12 protein-coding genes are annotated in these 14,755 nt (G+C 72.0%); 5 read left to right on the forward strand and 7 right to left on the reverse strand.

Going from position 1 to position 14,755, the window contains the following annotated elements; all coding sequences use genetic code 11:
• Positions 1-96: 96 nt before the first annotated feature.
• Positions 97-1,101, reverse strand: coding sequence for a GlxA family transcriptional regulator (locus tag FXO23_RS02655; protein ID WP_158880365.1), 1,005 nt, complete (start codon positions 1,099-1,101; stop codon positions 97-99).
• Between the two features lie 71 nt (positions 1,102-1,172).
• Between FXO23_RS02655 and FXO23_RS02660 the strand changes: the two genes are divergently transcribed.
• Entirely contained in the window at positions 1,173-2,627 is a 1,455-nt protein-coding gene (locus FXO23_RS02660; protein ID WP_158880367.1) for a pyridoxal phosphate-dependent decarboxylase family protein, read from the forward strand.
• Here FXO23_RS02660 and FXO23_RS02665 read toward each other — a convergent pair whose 3' ends face one another.
• Entirely contained in the window at positions 2,628-3,662 is a 1,035-nt protein-coding gene (locus FXO23_RS02665) for a saccharopine dehydrogenase family protein (RefSeq protein ID WP_218951881.1), read from the reverse strand.
• 293 nt (positions 3,663-3,955) lie between these two features.
• Here FXO23_RS02665 and FXO23_RS02670 point away from each other — a divergent pair, with 293 nt between their 5' ends.
• On the forward strand, positions 3,956-5,548 hold the full coding sequence (locus FXO23_RS02670; protein ID WP_218951882.1) for a carboxylesterase/lipase family protein: 1,593 nt from the start codon (positions 3,956-3,958) through the stop codon (positions 5,546-5,548).
• Position 5,549: 1 nt separating this feature from the next.
• On the opposite strand, the gene FXO23_RS02675 is transcribed toward FXO23_RS02670, so the two are convergent.
• On the reverse strand, positions 5,550-6,410 hold the full coding sequence (locus tag FXO23_RS02675) for an alpha/beta fold hydrolase (protein ID WP_158880369.1): 861 nt from the start codon (positions 6,408-6,410) through the stop codon (positions 5,550-5,552).
• 156 nt (positions 6,411-6,566) lie between these two features.
• Here FXO23_RS02675 and FXO23_RS02680 point away from each other — a divergent pair, with 156 nt between their 5' ends.
• The 3 genes from FXO23_RS02680 (at position 6,567) to folP (ending at position 8,572) form a co-directional block, all read left to right on the forward strand.
• Positions 6,567-6,905, forward strand: a complete 339-nt coding sequence (locus FXO23_RS02680) for an ArsR/SmtB family transcription factor (protein WP_158880371.1) — start codon at positions 6,567-6,569, stop codon at positions 6,903-6,905.
• Positions 6,906-6,983: 78 nt separating this feature from the next.
• A complete protein-coding gene (locus tag FXO23_RS02685) occupies positions 6,984-7,694 on the forward strand; it encodes a dihydropteroate synthase (protein ID WP_158880373.1) in 711 nt (236 codons plus the stop codon).
• Positions 7,695-7,714: 20 nt separating this feature from the next.
• Positions 7,715-8,572: a dihydropteroate synthase gene (gene folP, locus FXO23_RS02690; RefSeq protein ID WP_218951890.1), complete on the forward strand. Its 858-nt coding sequence runs from the start codon at positions 7,715-7,717 to the stop codon at positions 8,570-8,572.
• Here the strand turns inward: folP and FXO23_RS02695 are convergent, their stop codons facing one another.
• From FXO23_RS02695 to FXO23_RS02710, 4 genes are all read right to left on the reverse strand, one after another.
• The gene (locus tag FXO23_RS02695) at positions 8,573-12,493 is read right to left on the reverse strand and encodes an nSTAND1 domain-containing NTPase (protein ID WP_158880378.1); all 3,921 of its coding nucleotides are present in this window, start codon (positions 12,491-12,493) and stop codon (positions 8,573-8,575) included.
• Between the two features lie 237 nt (positions 12,494-12,730).
• Positions 12,731-13,552 (reverse strand): tyrosinase MelC2, encoded by an 822-nt coding sequence (gene melC2, locus FXO23_RS02700; protein WP_158880380.1) that lies wholly within the window; start codon positions 13,550-13,552, stop codon positions 12,731-12,733.
• A gap of 44 nt (positions 13,553-13,596) precedes the next feature.
• A complete protein-coding gene (locus FXO23_RS02705; RefSeq protein ID WP_158880382.1) occupies positions 13,597-13,932 on the reverse strand; it encodes a tyrosinase family oxidase copper chaperone in 336 nt (111 codons plus the stop codon).
• Between the two features lie 259 nt (positions 13,933-14,191).
• The gene (locus tag FXO23_RS02710) at positions 14,192-14,710 is read right to left on the reverse strand and encodes a lytic polysaccharide monooxygenase auxiliary activity family 9 protein (protein ID WP_158880384.1); all 519 of its coding nucleotides are present in this window, start codon (positions 14,708-14,710) and stop codon (positions 14,192-14,194) included.
• Positions 14,711-14,755: the final 45 nt, after the last annotated feature.

The following is a 14,755-nucleotide window of genomic DNA, read 5'->3' on the forward strand; positions in this document are numbered from 1 at the left end:
GCATCGCTCAGTCACCCACCGACGGGTTATGCGGAATCAAGGCAGGAACAACGTGAGACCTGGCTTCGGCTGATGGACTTTCCAGGGCAAGACAGGTTAAGGAAAGGGCTTGGCGGGCGCGGAAACCTCCGGGGCACCGCCGAAGGTGCGGCGGTAGGCGCCCGGGGTGGTGCCGAGTTCGCGGTGGAAGTGCTGGCGCAGCAGGTTTCCGGAGCCGAACCCGGTGCGCTCGGCGATCGCGTCGACGGACAGGTCGGTCGTCTCCAGCAGGGTGCGCGCGCTGGTCAGGCGTTGCTGGTTGAGCCACCTCAGCGGGGTGAGCCCGAGATGTTCGACGAACCGGCGGCCGAAGGTCCGGGTGCTCATCGCGGCCTGCTCGGCGAGTTGCCCGACGGTCAGGCGCTGGTGGAGGCGGCGCATCGCCCAGTCCAGGACCGGGGCGAACCCAGGGGCACGCGACACGTCCGGTGCGGGCGGCGACACGTACTGGGCCTGATCGCCTTCCCGGTGCGGGGCGATGACCATGCGACGGCCCACTTCGGCCGCCACCGCGGCGCCGAAGTCCTGCCGGACGATGTGCAGGCACAGGTCGATCCCGGCCGCGGTGCCCGCACTGGTGAGGACGGTTCCCTCGTCGACGTAGAGCGCGCTTTCGTTGACGTGGACCTGGGGATAGCGGCGGCGCAGCTCTTCGGTGTGCATCCAGTGCGCGGTCGCCGTGCGCCCGTCGAGCAGACCGGCGGCCGCCAGCACGAAGGCGCCGGAGCACAACGACGCGATCCGGGCGCCCCGGTCGTGCGCTTCGCGCAGCGCGTCGAGCAACTCGGCCGGCGGCCGGAAGCCCGGTGTTTCGCAGGCCGGTACCACGACAAGATCCGCGTCCCGCAACGGGTTCAGCCCGTGCGCCGCCTCCAGTCGCAGCCCGCCGAGCGTGCGCTGCGGGCCGCTCGCGGTCTGGCACAGGGTCAGCTCGTACCAGTTCGGGGCGAGATCGCGGCGGTCGCGGCCGAACACCTCGCACGGCACGGCGAGTTCGAACAGCGGGCAGTCCTCGAGGATCGGCACGGCGACCGAGATCCGCCCGGGTGGTTTTTGGCGCATGGCGCAAATCTAGTGAAACGTGGCGTTTCCGCCACTTTCGGGAACGGGCCCGGCGGGCAGATGCTGGAAAGATGACGGAGATCCAGGAGAGGGGACCGCTGGACGCGGGGTCCGAGGAGGGGGCTCGGTTGCTGGGGATCGCGGCCGACCTCGTGGTGCGGCACGCCGAAGGGGTGGCGGACGGCCCGGTCGCACCCGCCCAGCCGGGCACGGCGTGGATCCGGGAATGGCTGGACGGTTACGACTTCCACGCGGGCCGCCCGGCGGAGGAAACGCTGCCCGAGGTGATGGACGTGTTGCGGCGCTGGGGCGTGCACACCACGCACCCGCGGTATTTCGGGCTGTTCAACCCGACCCCCACGTGGTGGGGGGTGGCCGGTGAACTGCTCGCCGCGGGCGTCAATCCGCAACTGGCCGCCTACAGCCACGCCCCGGCCGCGGTCGAGATCGAGCGGCACGTGCTGCGTTTCCTCGCGGACCGGCTGGGATTGCCGGCCACCACCGAGGGCAGTTTCACGGTCGGCGGTGCGGAGGCGAACCAGACGGCCGTGGTGGTCGCGCTGACCCGCCGCTTCGGGTCCTATGCGGAGCACGGCGTGGCCGGACTGCCCGGACGGCCGGTGTTCTACGCGTCGGCGGAAAGTCACCTGGCCTGGTTGAAGATCGCGCATCTGACCGGTCTCGGCCGCGAGGCCGTCCGGTTGATCCCGGTCGATTCCGCGCACCGGCTCGACCTGACGCGGCTGCGCGCGGCGCACCGGGCGGACCTCGACGCGGGCCGGACACCCTTCCTGCTGGTCGGCACCGCGGGGACCACGGGCGGCGGGGCCATCGATCCGCTGCCGGAACTCGCCGAGCTGGCCCGCGCCTGGGGTCTGCACTTCCACGTGGACGCGGCCTGGGGTGGCGCGGTGTCCCTGTCCGATCGGCTCCGGCCCCTGCTCGCGGGTATCGAGCGGGCGGACAGCGTCACCGTCGACGCGCACAAATGGCTTTCCGCGCCGATGGGGGCGGGGACGTTCCTCGTCCGCCACCCGGGTGCGCTCGCGCGGAGTTTCCGCGTCACCACCGCCTACATGCCCGCGCCCGAGGCGGCCGGTGACCCGTACACCACGAGCGTGCAGTGGTCGCGCCGGTTCGCCGGGCTGAAGGTGTTCCTCGCGCTGGCCGCGGTGGGGCAACCCGGATACGCGGCGCAGATCGAGCGCGACGTCGAACTCGGCGCGCTGCTGGCCGACCGGCTCGCCGAGCACGGCTGGCGGCGGGTGAACGACACCCCGCTGCCGGTGGTGTGCGTGGCCGATCCGGACGTGGGCGCGCTCGGTCACGAACACAGCGTGCGCTGGCACGACGCCGTCGCCGAGCACGTGGTCCACAGTGGACAGGCATGGGTGTCCCCGGTCCGGCTCGCCGGTCGGCCCGCGGTGCGGCTCTGCCTGATCAGCCACCGCACCGGACCGCGCGACCTCGAAGACGTGGTGCTCGCCCTCGGCAAGGCCCGCGCGAGCGTGAGCGTGGTCCGGTAGTCACCGCGGATCGGCGGTGTGGAAACGGATCCCGTCCGGTTCGAGGTCGCGGAACAGCGCCGCCGGCTCCACCAGCTGCTCGAGGTGGTGCACGCCGGGCGCCAGGCCACCGGCGTGCAGCAGCCTGGCGACGTGCGCGGTGACGATCCCGGTCGCCTCGCTCTCCCGGGAGCCGCTCGCCGCGAAGGCGGCCCGGCGCCCGCGCTCGTCCACGGCGGCCGCGTGGACCACGAAGCTGACCCGTCCGAAGTGGACACTCGACAGCGCGGCGGTCAGGAGCCCGTCGAGCCGGAGCCGGTGCGCGGCCGCGAAGAACCCGATCCGGCGCAGACCGAACATCGCCCAGGTCGCCGGGGCCGAATCGAAGCACAGCCGGGTGGTCACCGGTGCGCCGAGTGTGCGGGAGAGCGTGTGCTGATCGGAAAACGGGAACGGGAAGGCGGTCCGGCGCCCGGCACCCGGCAGGTGGACCCGCTTGCGGGCGAGGCCGCGCGCGGCCGGTTGGGCGAGGCTGTCCACGGTCCACCGGACGGCGTCCTGGCCGTGGTGCTCGCCCAGGCCGAGCAGGATCGTGACGTCCACTCCGGTCGCCGATCCGAGTTCGGCGACGCACCGGCGCGCGAGCAGGTTCGTCAGGCCGGGTGCGACGCCGACGCTGAGCGCGGCGACCGCCCCGGTGGTGGCGGCCAGTTCGTCGAGCCCCTCAAGGGATTCGAGCACAGACCGGGTGGCGCTGACATCGACGTAGTGGACACCGCGTTCCAGGCAGATCCGGGCGAGGACCTCGTTCGCCCGTTCCACGCAGCAGACGACCACGCCCGCGTCGGCGACCGCGCGTTCCACCGCGGCGCGGTCGGTGACGTCGACGGCCAGCGGTCGCACGGCTCCGGCGGTTTCCTCGGCGAACGCCCGCGCGCGGTCCGGGTCCCGACCGGCGGCGACGACCCGTCCCGGGAACCAGCGCGCGAGGGCGGTGGCGGTGACCCGGCCGACCGCGCCGTAGCCGCCGAACACCAGGATGCGGTCACCGTTCACCGGACCGAGCCTAGCCGAGTGCGGTGCGGGTTCGATTCGGTGAACTGGGCGCGCTCGTGCTCGGCAACGCCAGGGGAGCGGACCGGCGCCGGTTCCACCGCCAGGTCATCGGCTACCCGTGCGGGATCGTCGGCGATGGCCCGATCCTGCCTGGGCCGCCCTGGTCCTGCCCAGCGCCCGGTGAAGCCGGTTCGCCGCGTGGAATCCTGCTCCGGCGATGTCGATCCGCTCGCCCGGAATTCGACGTATGGGTGAGACGGGCGAACCGGCCCGCGAGACGAATGGGGATGGCGATGAAAAGAAACAGACGGTGGGTGCGGTCGTTGCTGGCCGTCACGGCCGCGGGCGTGCTGGCCGGATCGGCCGGGGTGGCCCAGGCGGCGACCGGGGACGGTTCCGGCGCGGTGGTGCGGACCGATTCCGGTCCGGTGCGGGGCACGGTGGCCCCGGAATACCGGACGTTCCAAAAAGTTCCGTTCGCCGCGCCGCCGACCGGTGAGTTGCGCTGGCGTTCGCCGCAACCGTCGCGGCCGTGGTCCGAACCGCGGGACGCCACGAAACCCAGCAGCCCGTGCGCCCAGGCGTACAGCGGCGACCCCCGGCCCACCGACGAGGACTGCCTGTACCTCAACGTGACCACCCCGCGTTCGGCCGGGCACGGGCGGCCCAAACCGGTGATGGTCTGGCTGCACGGCGGCGGCAACAGCTACGGGACCGCCGCCGACTTCGACGCCCAGCGGCTCGCCACCCGCGGGGACGTCGTCGTGGTCACCACGAACTACCGTCAGGGCGTGTTCGGGTTCCTCGCCCATCCGGGGCTGGCCGGTTCCGGCGCCTTCGGGCTGGAGGACCAGCAGGCCGCGCTGCGCTGGGTGCGGCGCAACGCCGCGGCCTTCGGCGGCGACCCGGGCAACGTGACCCTGTTCGGCGAGTCCGGCGGCGCGTTCGACGTGTGCGCGCAGCTGACCGCTCCGGGAGCCCGCGGCCTGTTCCACCGCGCGATCGCGCAGAGCGGTTCGTGCGCGACCACCTGGCCCGCGAACGGGATCGTCTACGGTCAACCGGCCAGCTCACCGTGGCTGTCGCTGGCGCGGAGCGAGGCCAACGGCGTCGCGTTCGCGGGCCGGTTCGGCTGCGCTGATCCGGCGACCGCGGCGGCCTGCCTGCGCCGCGTCCCCGCCGCCGAGCTGGCCAAGGACCCCGAGACCAGCGGCCTGACCACCGTCGCCTTCGGCACCCGGGTGCTACCGGAGAACCCGCCCGACGCGTTGCGGCAGGGCCGTTTCCACCGGGTGCCGGTGATGTGGGGGACCACCCGCGACGAGGGCCGGTTGAGCGCCGCGTACTCGCCGCAGCCGTTCACCGAGGAGCAGTACCAGCGCATGCTCGGCGAGGCGTTCGGCGAGCAGGCTTCCCGGGTGGCGGCGCGGTATCCGTCCAGCGCGTACGGTTCCCCGGCGCTGGCCTGGTCCGCCGTGGCGACGAACCGGGTGTGGTCGTGCCCGCAGCTCACCGACGATCGCCTGCTCGCCGGGCGGACGCCGGTCTACACCTACGAGTTCGCCGACCGGAACGCCCCGCAGGGCTACTTCCGGTTCCCGCCGGATCTCCCCTCGGGGGCCTTCCACTTCTCGGAAGTGCCCTATCTGTTCGACGTAGTGGGTTTCGCGGCGAAGTTCACCCCGGAACAGCAGCGGCTGGCCGACCGGATGATCGGCTACTGGACCCGGTTCGCCGCGACCGGTGATCCGAACGGGCGGGACCTGCCGAAGTGGTCGCCGTTCCGGAACTCGAACGCGCAGTCGCTCGCGCCCGGGGACGGCGGGATCCGTCCGGTCGACCTCGCCGCCGAACACGACTGCGGGTTCTGGGCGACGCTCCGCTGAGTTAGTTGTCAGGCGCTCGCATCGCATCGAGCCACGGGCGCAGGATCGGCAGGACGTGCGCGGCCTGCATGGCCTTGGTGTGGTCGAGGCCGTCCAGGACGCGCACGTCCCAGCCGAGTTCCTCGAGTTCCCGGCGGTGGGTGGTGATCGCGCCGGCGATGTCCACGGTCACCCCGCCCCAGCGCTCGTCGTAGGCGATGGTGTCCGCCGAACCGGCGAAGCAGAGGCGCGGACAGCCGATCCGCGCCCGGGCGGCGCGGTCGTCGAACCCTTGCAGCGCTTGGTAGAACGTGACGAACTGGCGGGTCTGCGGTTCGGTCATCGTGACCTCCACCGACGACCAGTCGAATTCGTCCGCGGCCGGAGCGGGTTCGGGGGCGGCCGGGGTGCTCGGGGTGGCGCCGGACATCCCGTGGGTGGCCGTGGTGACCCGCAGCATCTCGGCATACGGCCCGCCGAGCGGCGGGAAACCACCCATCGCGAGGGCCCAGAGGCGGCCGGTCCGGATCGCCAGTTGAAGCCCGCTCAACGCGAGCCACGAGTACCCGTAGTAGGCGAATCGGTCCGCGCCCGCGGCGTCGGCCACGGCGAGCAGATCGGCGGCGACGGCGTCCGGGGTGAGGGTGTCCGGTTTGGGCTCGCGCAGGACGTGGCCCTGGTAATCGAACGCGACCACCCGGAACGCGTCCCGCAGGCCGTCGATCAGGGAACGGCCCAGGGCGGGATCGGCGCCGAACTGCCGCATTTGTTCCGCCTGCGGCCCCTCGTCCGGCTCCGGATCCACCGGGAGCAGCACGGTCGGGCCGCTGCCGGAGACCGTCACTTCCAGGGTGGTTCCGTCGTGCAGTTTCGCCTCGGGCATCAGGTCAACTCCAGGTGGGATCGACAACTCTTTACGTCGTAAAGTGCAACTACGACACGATAGCTTATGCCGTAAAGAGATGGCTCGCCCGGGTAGGCGCCGAGCCGCGTAATCTCAGAATTGACTTATATACGGGCACGCTGGGATAATTGGTTCGTGCATGCGTTCGATGTTCTCGGCGATCCGGTTCGCCGCCGGATCCTGGAGTTGCTCGCCGACGGTGAGCAGCCCTCCGGCGCGGTGACCGCGGTGATCCAGGAGGAGTTCGGGATCTCCCAGCCGGGTGTCTCGCAGCACCTCCGGGTGTTGCGGGAGAACGGTTTCGCGCGGGTGCGCGCGGAGGGAACGCGGCGCCTCTACGCGGTGGACTCGGCGCCGCTGCGGGAAGTCGACCGGTGGCTCGAGCGGTTCCGCGGGATGTGGGAGCAGCATCTGGATGCCCTGGCCACCGAACTCGCCCGCGGCAAACGCGAACGCCGCCGCCAGGACTCGTGACCCGCGGGCGTTACCGTGTGGTAGGTCGCGGCGTTCCACCGCAACCTGGATCGGGGAAGGGTAGACGGCGTGTCGGCGGTGCGTTCTGCGGCGGTTGACCTGGTGTTTCGTGGTCGCCGGGTCATCCGGGACCGGGCGTTGGTACTGGCCGGGATCGACGGGCCGGACGTCCGCGCCGCGATCGGGCGGGCCGTGGCGGAAGGGGCCGACCTCATCGATCTCCGCGGCGTGCCGGTCGGCGCGGACTCCACCCTCGAGGAAGAACTCGATCGGGTCGTCCCCGCCGTCGAATGGGTCCGCGAAACCCATCCCGGCCTGGTCATCGGCGTGACCACCGCCCGGCCCGAAGTGGCCGGGCGCGCCTGCCGGGCCGGAGCCCACCTGCTCTCCGACCGTCCGGACGCGGCACTGCTCGAAGTCGCGGCCGAATTCGGCACCGGCTACGTCTGCGCGCCCGGCGAACCGGCGGAACGGGCGGCGGCCCGGGGAGTCCCGCGTGCGGGGATCCTCGTGGCCCCGGCGTTCGACCCCGGCCCCGAGCTGTTGGGCCAGGTGCGCGCGCTCGCCGACAGCGACTGGCCGGTGCTCGGCACGCTCTCCGGCGAGGCGTCGGACGCCGGCGTCGACGACCGCCTGGCCGGCACCCTCGCGGTCGCCGCGCTCGCCGCGCGGGCGGGCGCGGCGGCGTTCCGCACCCATCGGGTGCGCGAGGTCCGGCACGTCCTGGAAATGGTCGCCAGCATCGCGGGGGACCGGCCTCCGTCCCGCGCGGAACGCTGGTTGGCATGATGATCCGCATGACTCCGCGTATGCCGCAACTGGTGTTCCGCGGTCGCCGCATGCGCACGGATCGGGCCCTGGTGATGGCGATCATCAACCGCACGCCCGATTCCTTCTACGACAAGGGCGCGACCTTCGGCGACGACGCGGCCAAGGCGGCGGTCGACCGGGCCGTGGCCGAAGGCGCGGACATCGTGGACATCGGCGGGGTGAAGGCGGGCGAGGGCCGCGAGGTCGGCGTCGAGGAGGAGATCGACCGGGTGGTGCCGTTCGTCGTGGAGGTCCGGCGGCAGTACCCCGAACTCGTCATCAGCGTGGACACCTGGCGGCACGAGGTCGGCCGCGCGGCGTGCGCGGCGGGCGCCGATCTGCTCAACGACACCTGGGCGGGGGCCGATCCCGCGCTCGTCGGCGTCGCCGCGGAATTCGGGGCCGGGTACGTGTGCTCCCACACCGGCGGGCTGCCGCCGCGGACCGATCCCTACCCGCGCGGTGCGGGGGCCTTCTGGCCCGACTACGCCGACGTGGTGGAGTCGGTGATCAAGGAGGCCGGGCGGGCCGCGGAGAAGGCGGTGCTCAAGGGCGTTCCCCGGGAAAGCGTGCTCATCGATCCGACCTTTGACTTCGGCAAGAACACCCTGCACGGCCTCGAGCTGCTGCGGAACCTGGACCGCCTGGTCGCGACCGGCTGGCCGGTGCTGGTGGCGTTGTCGAACAAGGACCTGATCGGCGAGACGCTCGGCGTCGAGGTGCGGGACCGCCTCGCGGGCACGGTGGCCGCGACCAGTGTGGCCGCGCACGCCGGGGCGGCGGTGTTCCGCGCGCACAACATCGAGGCGACCCGGCAGGCGCTGGAGACGGTCGCGCGGTTCCGGGCGACGGCCTGATCAGTCGCAGGGTGGCCGGTAGGCGAGCTGGGGAAGGTGCTGTCCCCAGCGCTCGCGGGTGAGGATTCCGCGCGTGGCGGCGCAGATCCGCCGGATGGCGGCGCGCTCGTCGAGGTTCCACAGGCGCACGGTTCCGTCCTGCCCGGCGGACGCCAGGAACCGCCCGTCGGGATTGAACACGGTGATCGAATCGGAATCGGCGTGCGCGGTGAGCGGGCGGCCGAGTGGTTTCGGATCCGCCGGATCGGTGAGATCCCACAGCCGGATCGTCGTGTCGTCGCTGCCGCTGGCGACGGTCCGGCCGTCCGGGCCGAACGCCACGGAACTCACCCCGGTGGTGTGGCCGGGGAGGGGCCGGCCGAGTGGTTTCGGATCGGCGGGGTCGGCCAGGTCCCAGAACCGGATCGTCTTGTCGTCGCTGCCCGTGACGAGCGTCCGGCCGTCCGGGCTGAACGCCGCCGAGCGAACGGGCGCGGTGTGCTCGGCGCGCGGGTTGCCGAGCGGTGCCGGGTGCGCCGGATCGCTGACGTTCCACAGCTGGAACGTCTGATCGGCGCCGTTGGCGGTCACCAGGATCCGCCCGTCCGGGCTGAACACCGTCGAGTTCGGGTAGGAGGGGTGGCCGCTCAGCGGCGGGCCGACGGCCACCGGGTGGGCCGGATCGGTGACGTTCCACAGGCGCACCGACTGGTCGTCTTCGCCGGTGACGAGCAGCCGGCCGTCCGGGCTGAAGACCACCGGGCTGCCGTACCGGGTGCGCAGGGCCAGCGCCGGGCCGAGTGCGCGCGGCCGCGCCGGATCGGCCACATCCCACAGCACCACGGCGTCGTCCCCGCTGGTGGCGGCGAGGGTCCGGCCGTCGGGGGCGAACGCCGCGGAGTTGACGTAACCGGGGCGTCCGGGCAAAGGCGGGCCGAGCGGGACGGGATCGTCCGGGGTGGTGACGTTCCACAGCCGGACGCGGTCGTCCCGGGCCGCGGTCACCAGCGCCCGGCCGTCGGGGCTGAACCGCGCGGACGTCACGGCGGCGGAATGACCGAGCAGGAGCGCCGATGGGAGCGACCAGAGCCGCACCGTGCCGTCGTCGCTGCCGGCGGCGAGGGAGCGGCCGTCGGGGCTGAACATCACGCTGAACACCGAGCCGGTGGCCGCGGCGAGCGGCGGGCCGAGCGCGGTGGCCTTGGCCGGATCGGCCAGGTTCCACAGCCGGACCGTGTTGTCGCCCGCGGAGGCGAGCATGCGGCCGTCCGGGCTGAAGGCCACCTGCCAGACGTCCCCGGTGTGCCCGATGAGCGGCGCGCCCAGCGGGGTGGCCGCGGCCGGATCGCGCACGTCCCAGAGCCGCACGGTCTTGTCGTCGCTCGCCGAGGCCAGGGTGCGCCCGTCCGGGCTGAACGCCACCGAGTGCACGGTGTTGGCGTGCCCGGTCCGGGGCCCGCCCAGCGGCGCCGGGTGCGCGGGGTCGGTGATGTTCCAGAGCCGGACGGTCTGATCGTTCCCGCCGGAGGCCAGCGTGCGGCCGTCCGGGCTGAACGCGACCGTGCGCACACGTTCGCCGTGACCGGTCAGCGGTGGCCCCAGCGGCGCCGGGTTCGCCGGGTCGCTGAAGTTCCAGAGCCGGACGGTCCTGTCGTCGTTCGCGGTGGCCAGGAGGTGACCGCCGGGGCTGGCGGTGGCCGTGTAGATGGTGCCGTTCTCGCTGGTGAGCGGTGTCCGGAGGGGCGCCGGGTGTGCGGGGTCGGTGATGTTCCAGAGCCGGATGGTGTGATCGTCGCCCGCAGTGATCAGGGTGCGGCCGTCCGGGCTGAACACCGCGGAGGAGACCCAGCCGGTGTGCCCGGTCAGCGGTGGGCCGAGCGGTCGCGGGTGCGCGCGGTCGCGCACGTCCCAGAGCCGGACGGTGTGGTCGTTTCCCGCGCTGGCGAGCAGGTTCCCGTCGGGGCTGAAGGACGTCCAGTACACCGAGCCGGTGTGCCCGGACAGCGGGGTCGCGAGCGGCGCCTGCTGGGTGGACAGCAGCCGGGCGGACACCTCCCGGTCATCCGGGCGCAGGCGGTGCGCCACCAGGTTGAGCTGCGCGGACAGCGAGGGATCGGACTCCTCCAACCGGTCCGCTTCGCTCACCACCTGCCGGAACCGGGCGTCGTCCCGCTGCCGGAAGGCGACCACCGCGGCCGAGGCGGCGATCAGCGCGAAGGCCACCACGAGGGCGACGGCCGCGCGGCGGGCCCAGCCGGTGCGGCGGCGCTGGCGCCGCGACGCGGCGAGGAACTCGCGTGCCACCCCGGTCACCCCGGCCGTGTCCGCCCACTGCTGGGCCGACTCGAGCCGGGCGCCCCGGTACAGCAGGGAAGCGTCGCGGCCGTGCCGGCGCCACGCCGCCGCGTCCTCCTCCAGCCGTTGGCGCACCAGGATTCCGGCCCGGTCCCGGTCGATCCAGTCCCGCAGCCGCGGCCAGGCCTGCAGCAGGGCTTCGTGGGTGATCTCGACCGACTCCGCGTCCAGGGTCACCAGCCGCGCCGCGGTGAGCACCTCCAGCGCCTCCTCGGTGGCCATCGGGAGATCCGCGTGGTCCACCAGTTCCCGCCGGGTCGACCTCCTGCGGGTGTCGCGCATGTCCTCGCCGATCCGCACCAGCCGCAGCAGCATCGAACGAGCCACGGCCTGCCCGGCCGGGTTCAGTTCGGCCCAGGCGCGTTCGGCGGTGGCCGCGACCGCGCCCTGGATCCCGCCCGCCGCCCGGTAACCGGCGATGGTCAGCCGCCCGGCCTGCCGCCGCTGCCAGGTCGCGAGCAACGCGTGCGAGAGCAGCGGCAGCGACCCCGCGTCGTGGACGTCCTCGGCGGCGCCGGTCCGGCCCAGTCCCAGATCGCGCAGGATCAGGTCCACCAGGCCGGTTTCCAGGTGCAGGCCGACCGATTTCGCCGGGCCCGTCACCGCTTCCCGCAGTTCGGCGGTCGTCATCGGCCCGAGCACGAACTGCCGATCCTGCAGCGCCCTGGTGAGTTCCGGGTGATCGAGGCACTGGCCGTAGAAGTCCGCGCGCAGCCCGAGCAACACGGTCGCCGGAATGGGTTCGCCGGGGGCCGCGGGGGTGGCGGCCGCGTGCAGCGTCTGGATGAAGGTCCGCCGCTGCTCCTCGTCCGCGCAGAGCGTGAAGATCTCCTCGAACTGGTCCACCACGAGCACCGGACGGGTTTCGCCCAGCGCCGCCCGGATGTTCGCCGCGAATCCGGGATCCGTCCGGGCCCCGGTCATCGGTTCCGCGAGTTCGTGCAGCCGGCCAGCGAGTTCGCGCACCGGTTCGTCGCGCGGGGTCATCGTGATCACCGGCGTTCCCCGGGAGCGCAGCGCGGGGACCACACCGGCTTCGAGCAACGAGGACTTCCCCGCACCGGAGGCGCCGACCAGGACCACGATGCCGCCGGTTTCGGCCGCGTCGGACAGTTGCGCCAGGAGGTCGGCGGTGCTGCGGTCCCGGCCGAAGAACCGGGCGGCGTCCTCCGGCCGGAACGCCGCGAGCCCGCGATAGGGGCACACCGCCGCGGCGTCCTCGGCCGGGGTTTCGGCGGCCGGGGCGGTCGGACTGGTCAGCGCGTGTTCCCACAGTTCGCGCCACCGGTCCAGGTCGTACAGTTCCGGGACGACCGGGTGGGGCCGCAGCTGGCGCGCCTGTTCGATGAGCACCCACAGCACGGCGGCGAGCGCGGTGAACCGCGCCGGAACATTCCGCCCCCGCCGCCAGTCGCTCACCCGCTGGGCGGTCACCCGGACCGGCTGTCCCCGCTCGTCCACCCGGCGGGCGCGAGCGACCGATTCGGTCACCCGCTTCAGCGGCGGAGCCCCCGCTTCGGCGTAGAGCAACGCGAACCGTTCCGCGAAAACCCCACGCGGGCCCAGTTCAGGCCCCGAATCGCCCACTCGCGCACCTCCACCGGAATTCCGCAGTGACGCACCCGCAACGGTCACAGGTTGCCATGCGGCACCGACGGTCCCGCGGTGTGGTACGACCGTGCCTGTCGTGCGACGAGTGGGGTTTTCCCAGTGTGTGGCTTTTCGCCGTGCTCGTGGGTGCCCGGATGCCGAGCCGACCTACCGAAATGGGGAACTCGGTAGTCCGAAACGGAGGACTCGCGCCGGTGCTCGGCGCGCTGAGCACTATGCGTAGGTGTAATACCTGGTGTGGTCGAGCAGATCGGCCGGGGTCACCGTGTTCCACGGGCGCATCGGCTCGTTGAGCGCCACCACGTCCCGGGTGCTCCGGGCCGGGGCGTAACCGGACGCGGGATGCCTGGCCTGCCAGTCCGCCCACAGCTTGTCGATGAAGCAGTGGTGCAGCCAGAAGACCGGATCGTTCGGCGAGGCGCCACCGCCCATGTCACCGCCGATCCACCGGTGCACCTGGTTGTGCAGCCCCGGACCGACCCAGCCCTCCAGGGTGTTCCGGAAACCGCCGGCGGACGCCGAGTTCCACGGCGTCTGGTCGTACACCTCGATCGCCAGCGCGCGATCCACCTGCGCCCTGGTCGGCAGCTGCTCCCCGGACCGGCCGCCGAACCGGCGTTTGAGGAACGGCTGGCTGCTGGTCCGCGCCGTCAGCGGCCACCGGTCCTCCCCGGCGAAGGGGCCGGTCAGCACCCGCAGATCCTGGCTCCGGCCGTCGCCGCCGAGGAAATCCGCCGCGAACAGCGACGACGTGGTGGTCCGGTCCGCCGTCCAGTCCCAGTACGGCAGCGAGACCGACGGGTCGATCGCCTGCAGTTCCCGTTCGAATTCCAGGAGAAACTGCCGGTGCCAGGGCAGAAAGGACGGCGCCCGATGGCCGACCCGGGACGCGTTGTCGGCGTCGCTGGTGACGAACCGCAGATGGGTGGTGACGAACGGGTCGTACCGGCCGTTGCGTTTCATCGCCAGCATCGCCTGGACGAAATTCTGCTTTTCGGCCGCGGTCAGGTTCGCCTGGTTCTTGCGCACTCCCATGAAAAGAATCCCCTGCTCTCGATTTCGGCAAAAGAAATGACGAATCAGGCGTGGTGATGACCGACCAGCTCAAGCTCGGCGCCGCCGAGCGAGTCGACCGCCGCGCGGGCGGTGTCGATCAGCGTGGGGAATTTCTCGTGGTGGTCGATGACGCTGCAGTAGGAGTCGTCGGCGTTCCGCATGACGTGCAACGGCATGCCGTCGATGTAGACGTTGCCGGCGGCCGTGACGTGGATGCTCCGCCCCCGGTAGGTCTCGTCCAGCCCGCCCGAGGCGCCGGAAAGCCCGGCGCCGGTCAGTACGCCCGCAGTGGCGAGCCCGGCCATGGCGGTACCGGTGGCGAATCTCTTGAGAAATCTTCTTCGGTCCATGTTATTCATTCGTTCGGAGTATTCCTGTCTGCTGGGGCGGCATCGTGGGCCGCCCGGAACTTGTGGCCAGATCGGTGGCCGAAAGGGATTAGAGCAGACCGGGATCTCCACTGACAACCCCGCGAATAGCGTTACATTTCTCGATTGATTCACAGGGTGACAAAGCCCACGCGAATTCAACGGTTTTTAATGCGAGATGGATCTTTTTGAACAGATAGCGGTGGGCCCGCACTCCGGGCGGAGTGCGGGCCCACCGGACCGCGGGTCGCTAGCTGACCTGCAGATCGACGCAGGCGTAGAAGGCGTTCGCCGTGTCGGCGATGTTCCAGATCGCGAGCACCTTCTGCCGGCCGGTCGCGTTGCCCAGGTTGACCTGGTGCGAAACGTTGGCCGGTGGCTGGGCGTTGCCGCCGTCGAACACGGCGATCCGCTGGCCGCCGAGGAAGTACTCGTAGTTGCTGGTGCGGTGCCGGGCGGTGAACGTCCAGTTGAAGGTCACCGTGCGGCCGACGGCCGTGGGCTTCCACGGCTTGCTGTCATCGCTCAGTTCCGCGAAAGCCGCGTTGTTGCCGTGGCAGTTGCGCAGCCCCTTGGGGCCTTCGACGCTCTGCGGCTCGTACTTGATCGCGCCGCAGGGCACGGTTCCCTTCGCGCACTGGGCCTGGCGGCTCGGCGGCGAATTGACGTACCCGTGCGCGCTGGCGGTCGCGGACGGCAGCGCCACCAGGACGACGGGGGAGATCGCGGCGCCGACCGCGGCGGCGATGACCTTGCGTTTCACGTTCATGACAGCTCCTTTTCGGGAGAACTGCGGTTCCCCGGGGCGACGGTC

It is taken from the genome of Amycolatopsis anabasis, from assembly GCF_009765355.1.
In the GTDB taxonomy this organism is placed as follows: domain Bacteria; phylum Actinomycetota; class Actinomycetes; order Mycobacteriales; family Pseudonocardiaceae; genus Amycolatopsis; species Amycolatopsis anabasis.

Coding starts and splice junctions, on each gene's coding strand:
- FXO23_RS02660 (WP_158880367.1), top strand. CDS start 1,173: ATGACGGAGATCCAGGAGAGGGGACCGCTGGACGCGGGGTCCGAGGAG.
- FXO23_RS02705 (WP_158880382.1), bottom strand. CDS start 13,932: ATGAATAACATGGACCGAAGAAGATTTCTCAAGAGATTCGCCACCGGT.
- FXO23_RS02710 (WP_158880384.1), bottom strand. CDS start 14,710: ATGAACGTGAAACGCAAGGTCATCGCCGCCGCGGTCGGCGCCGCGATC.
- folP (WP_218951890.1), top strand. CDS start 7,715: ATGCCGCAACTGGTGTTCCGCGGTCGCCGCATGCGCACGGATCGGGCC.
- FXO23_RS02675 (WP_158880369.1), bottom strand. CDS start 6,410: ATGCCCGAGGCGAAACTGCACGACGGAACCACCCTGGAAGTGACGGTC.
- FXO23_RS02655 (WP_158880365.1), bottom strand. CDS start 1,101: ATGCGCCAAAAACCACCCGGGCGGATCTCGGTCGCCGTGCCGATCCTC.
- melC2 (WP_158880380.1), bottom strand. CDS start 13,552: ATGGGAGTGCGCAAGAACCAGGCGAACCTGACCGCGGCCGAAAAGCAG.
- FXO23_RS02670 (WP_218951882.1), top strand. CDS start 3,956: ATGAAAAGAAACAGACGGTGGGTGCGGTCGTTGCTGGCCGTCACGGCC.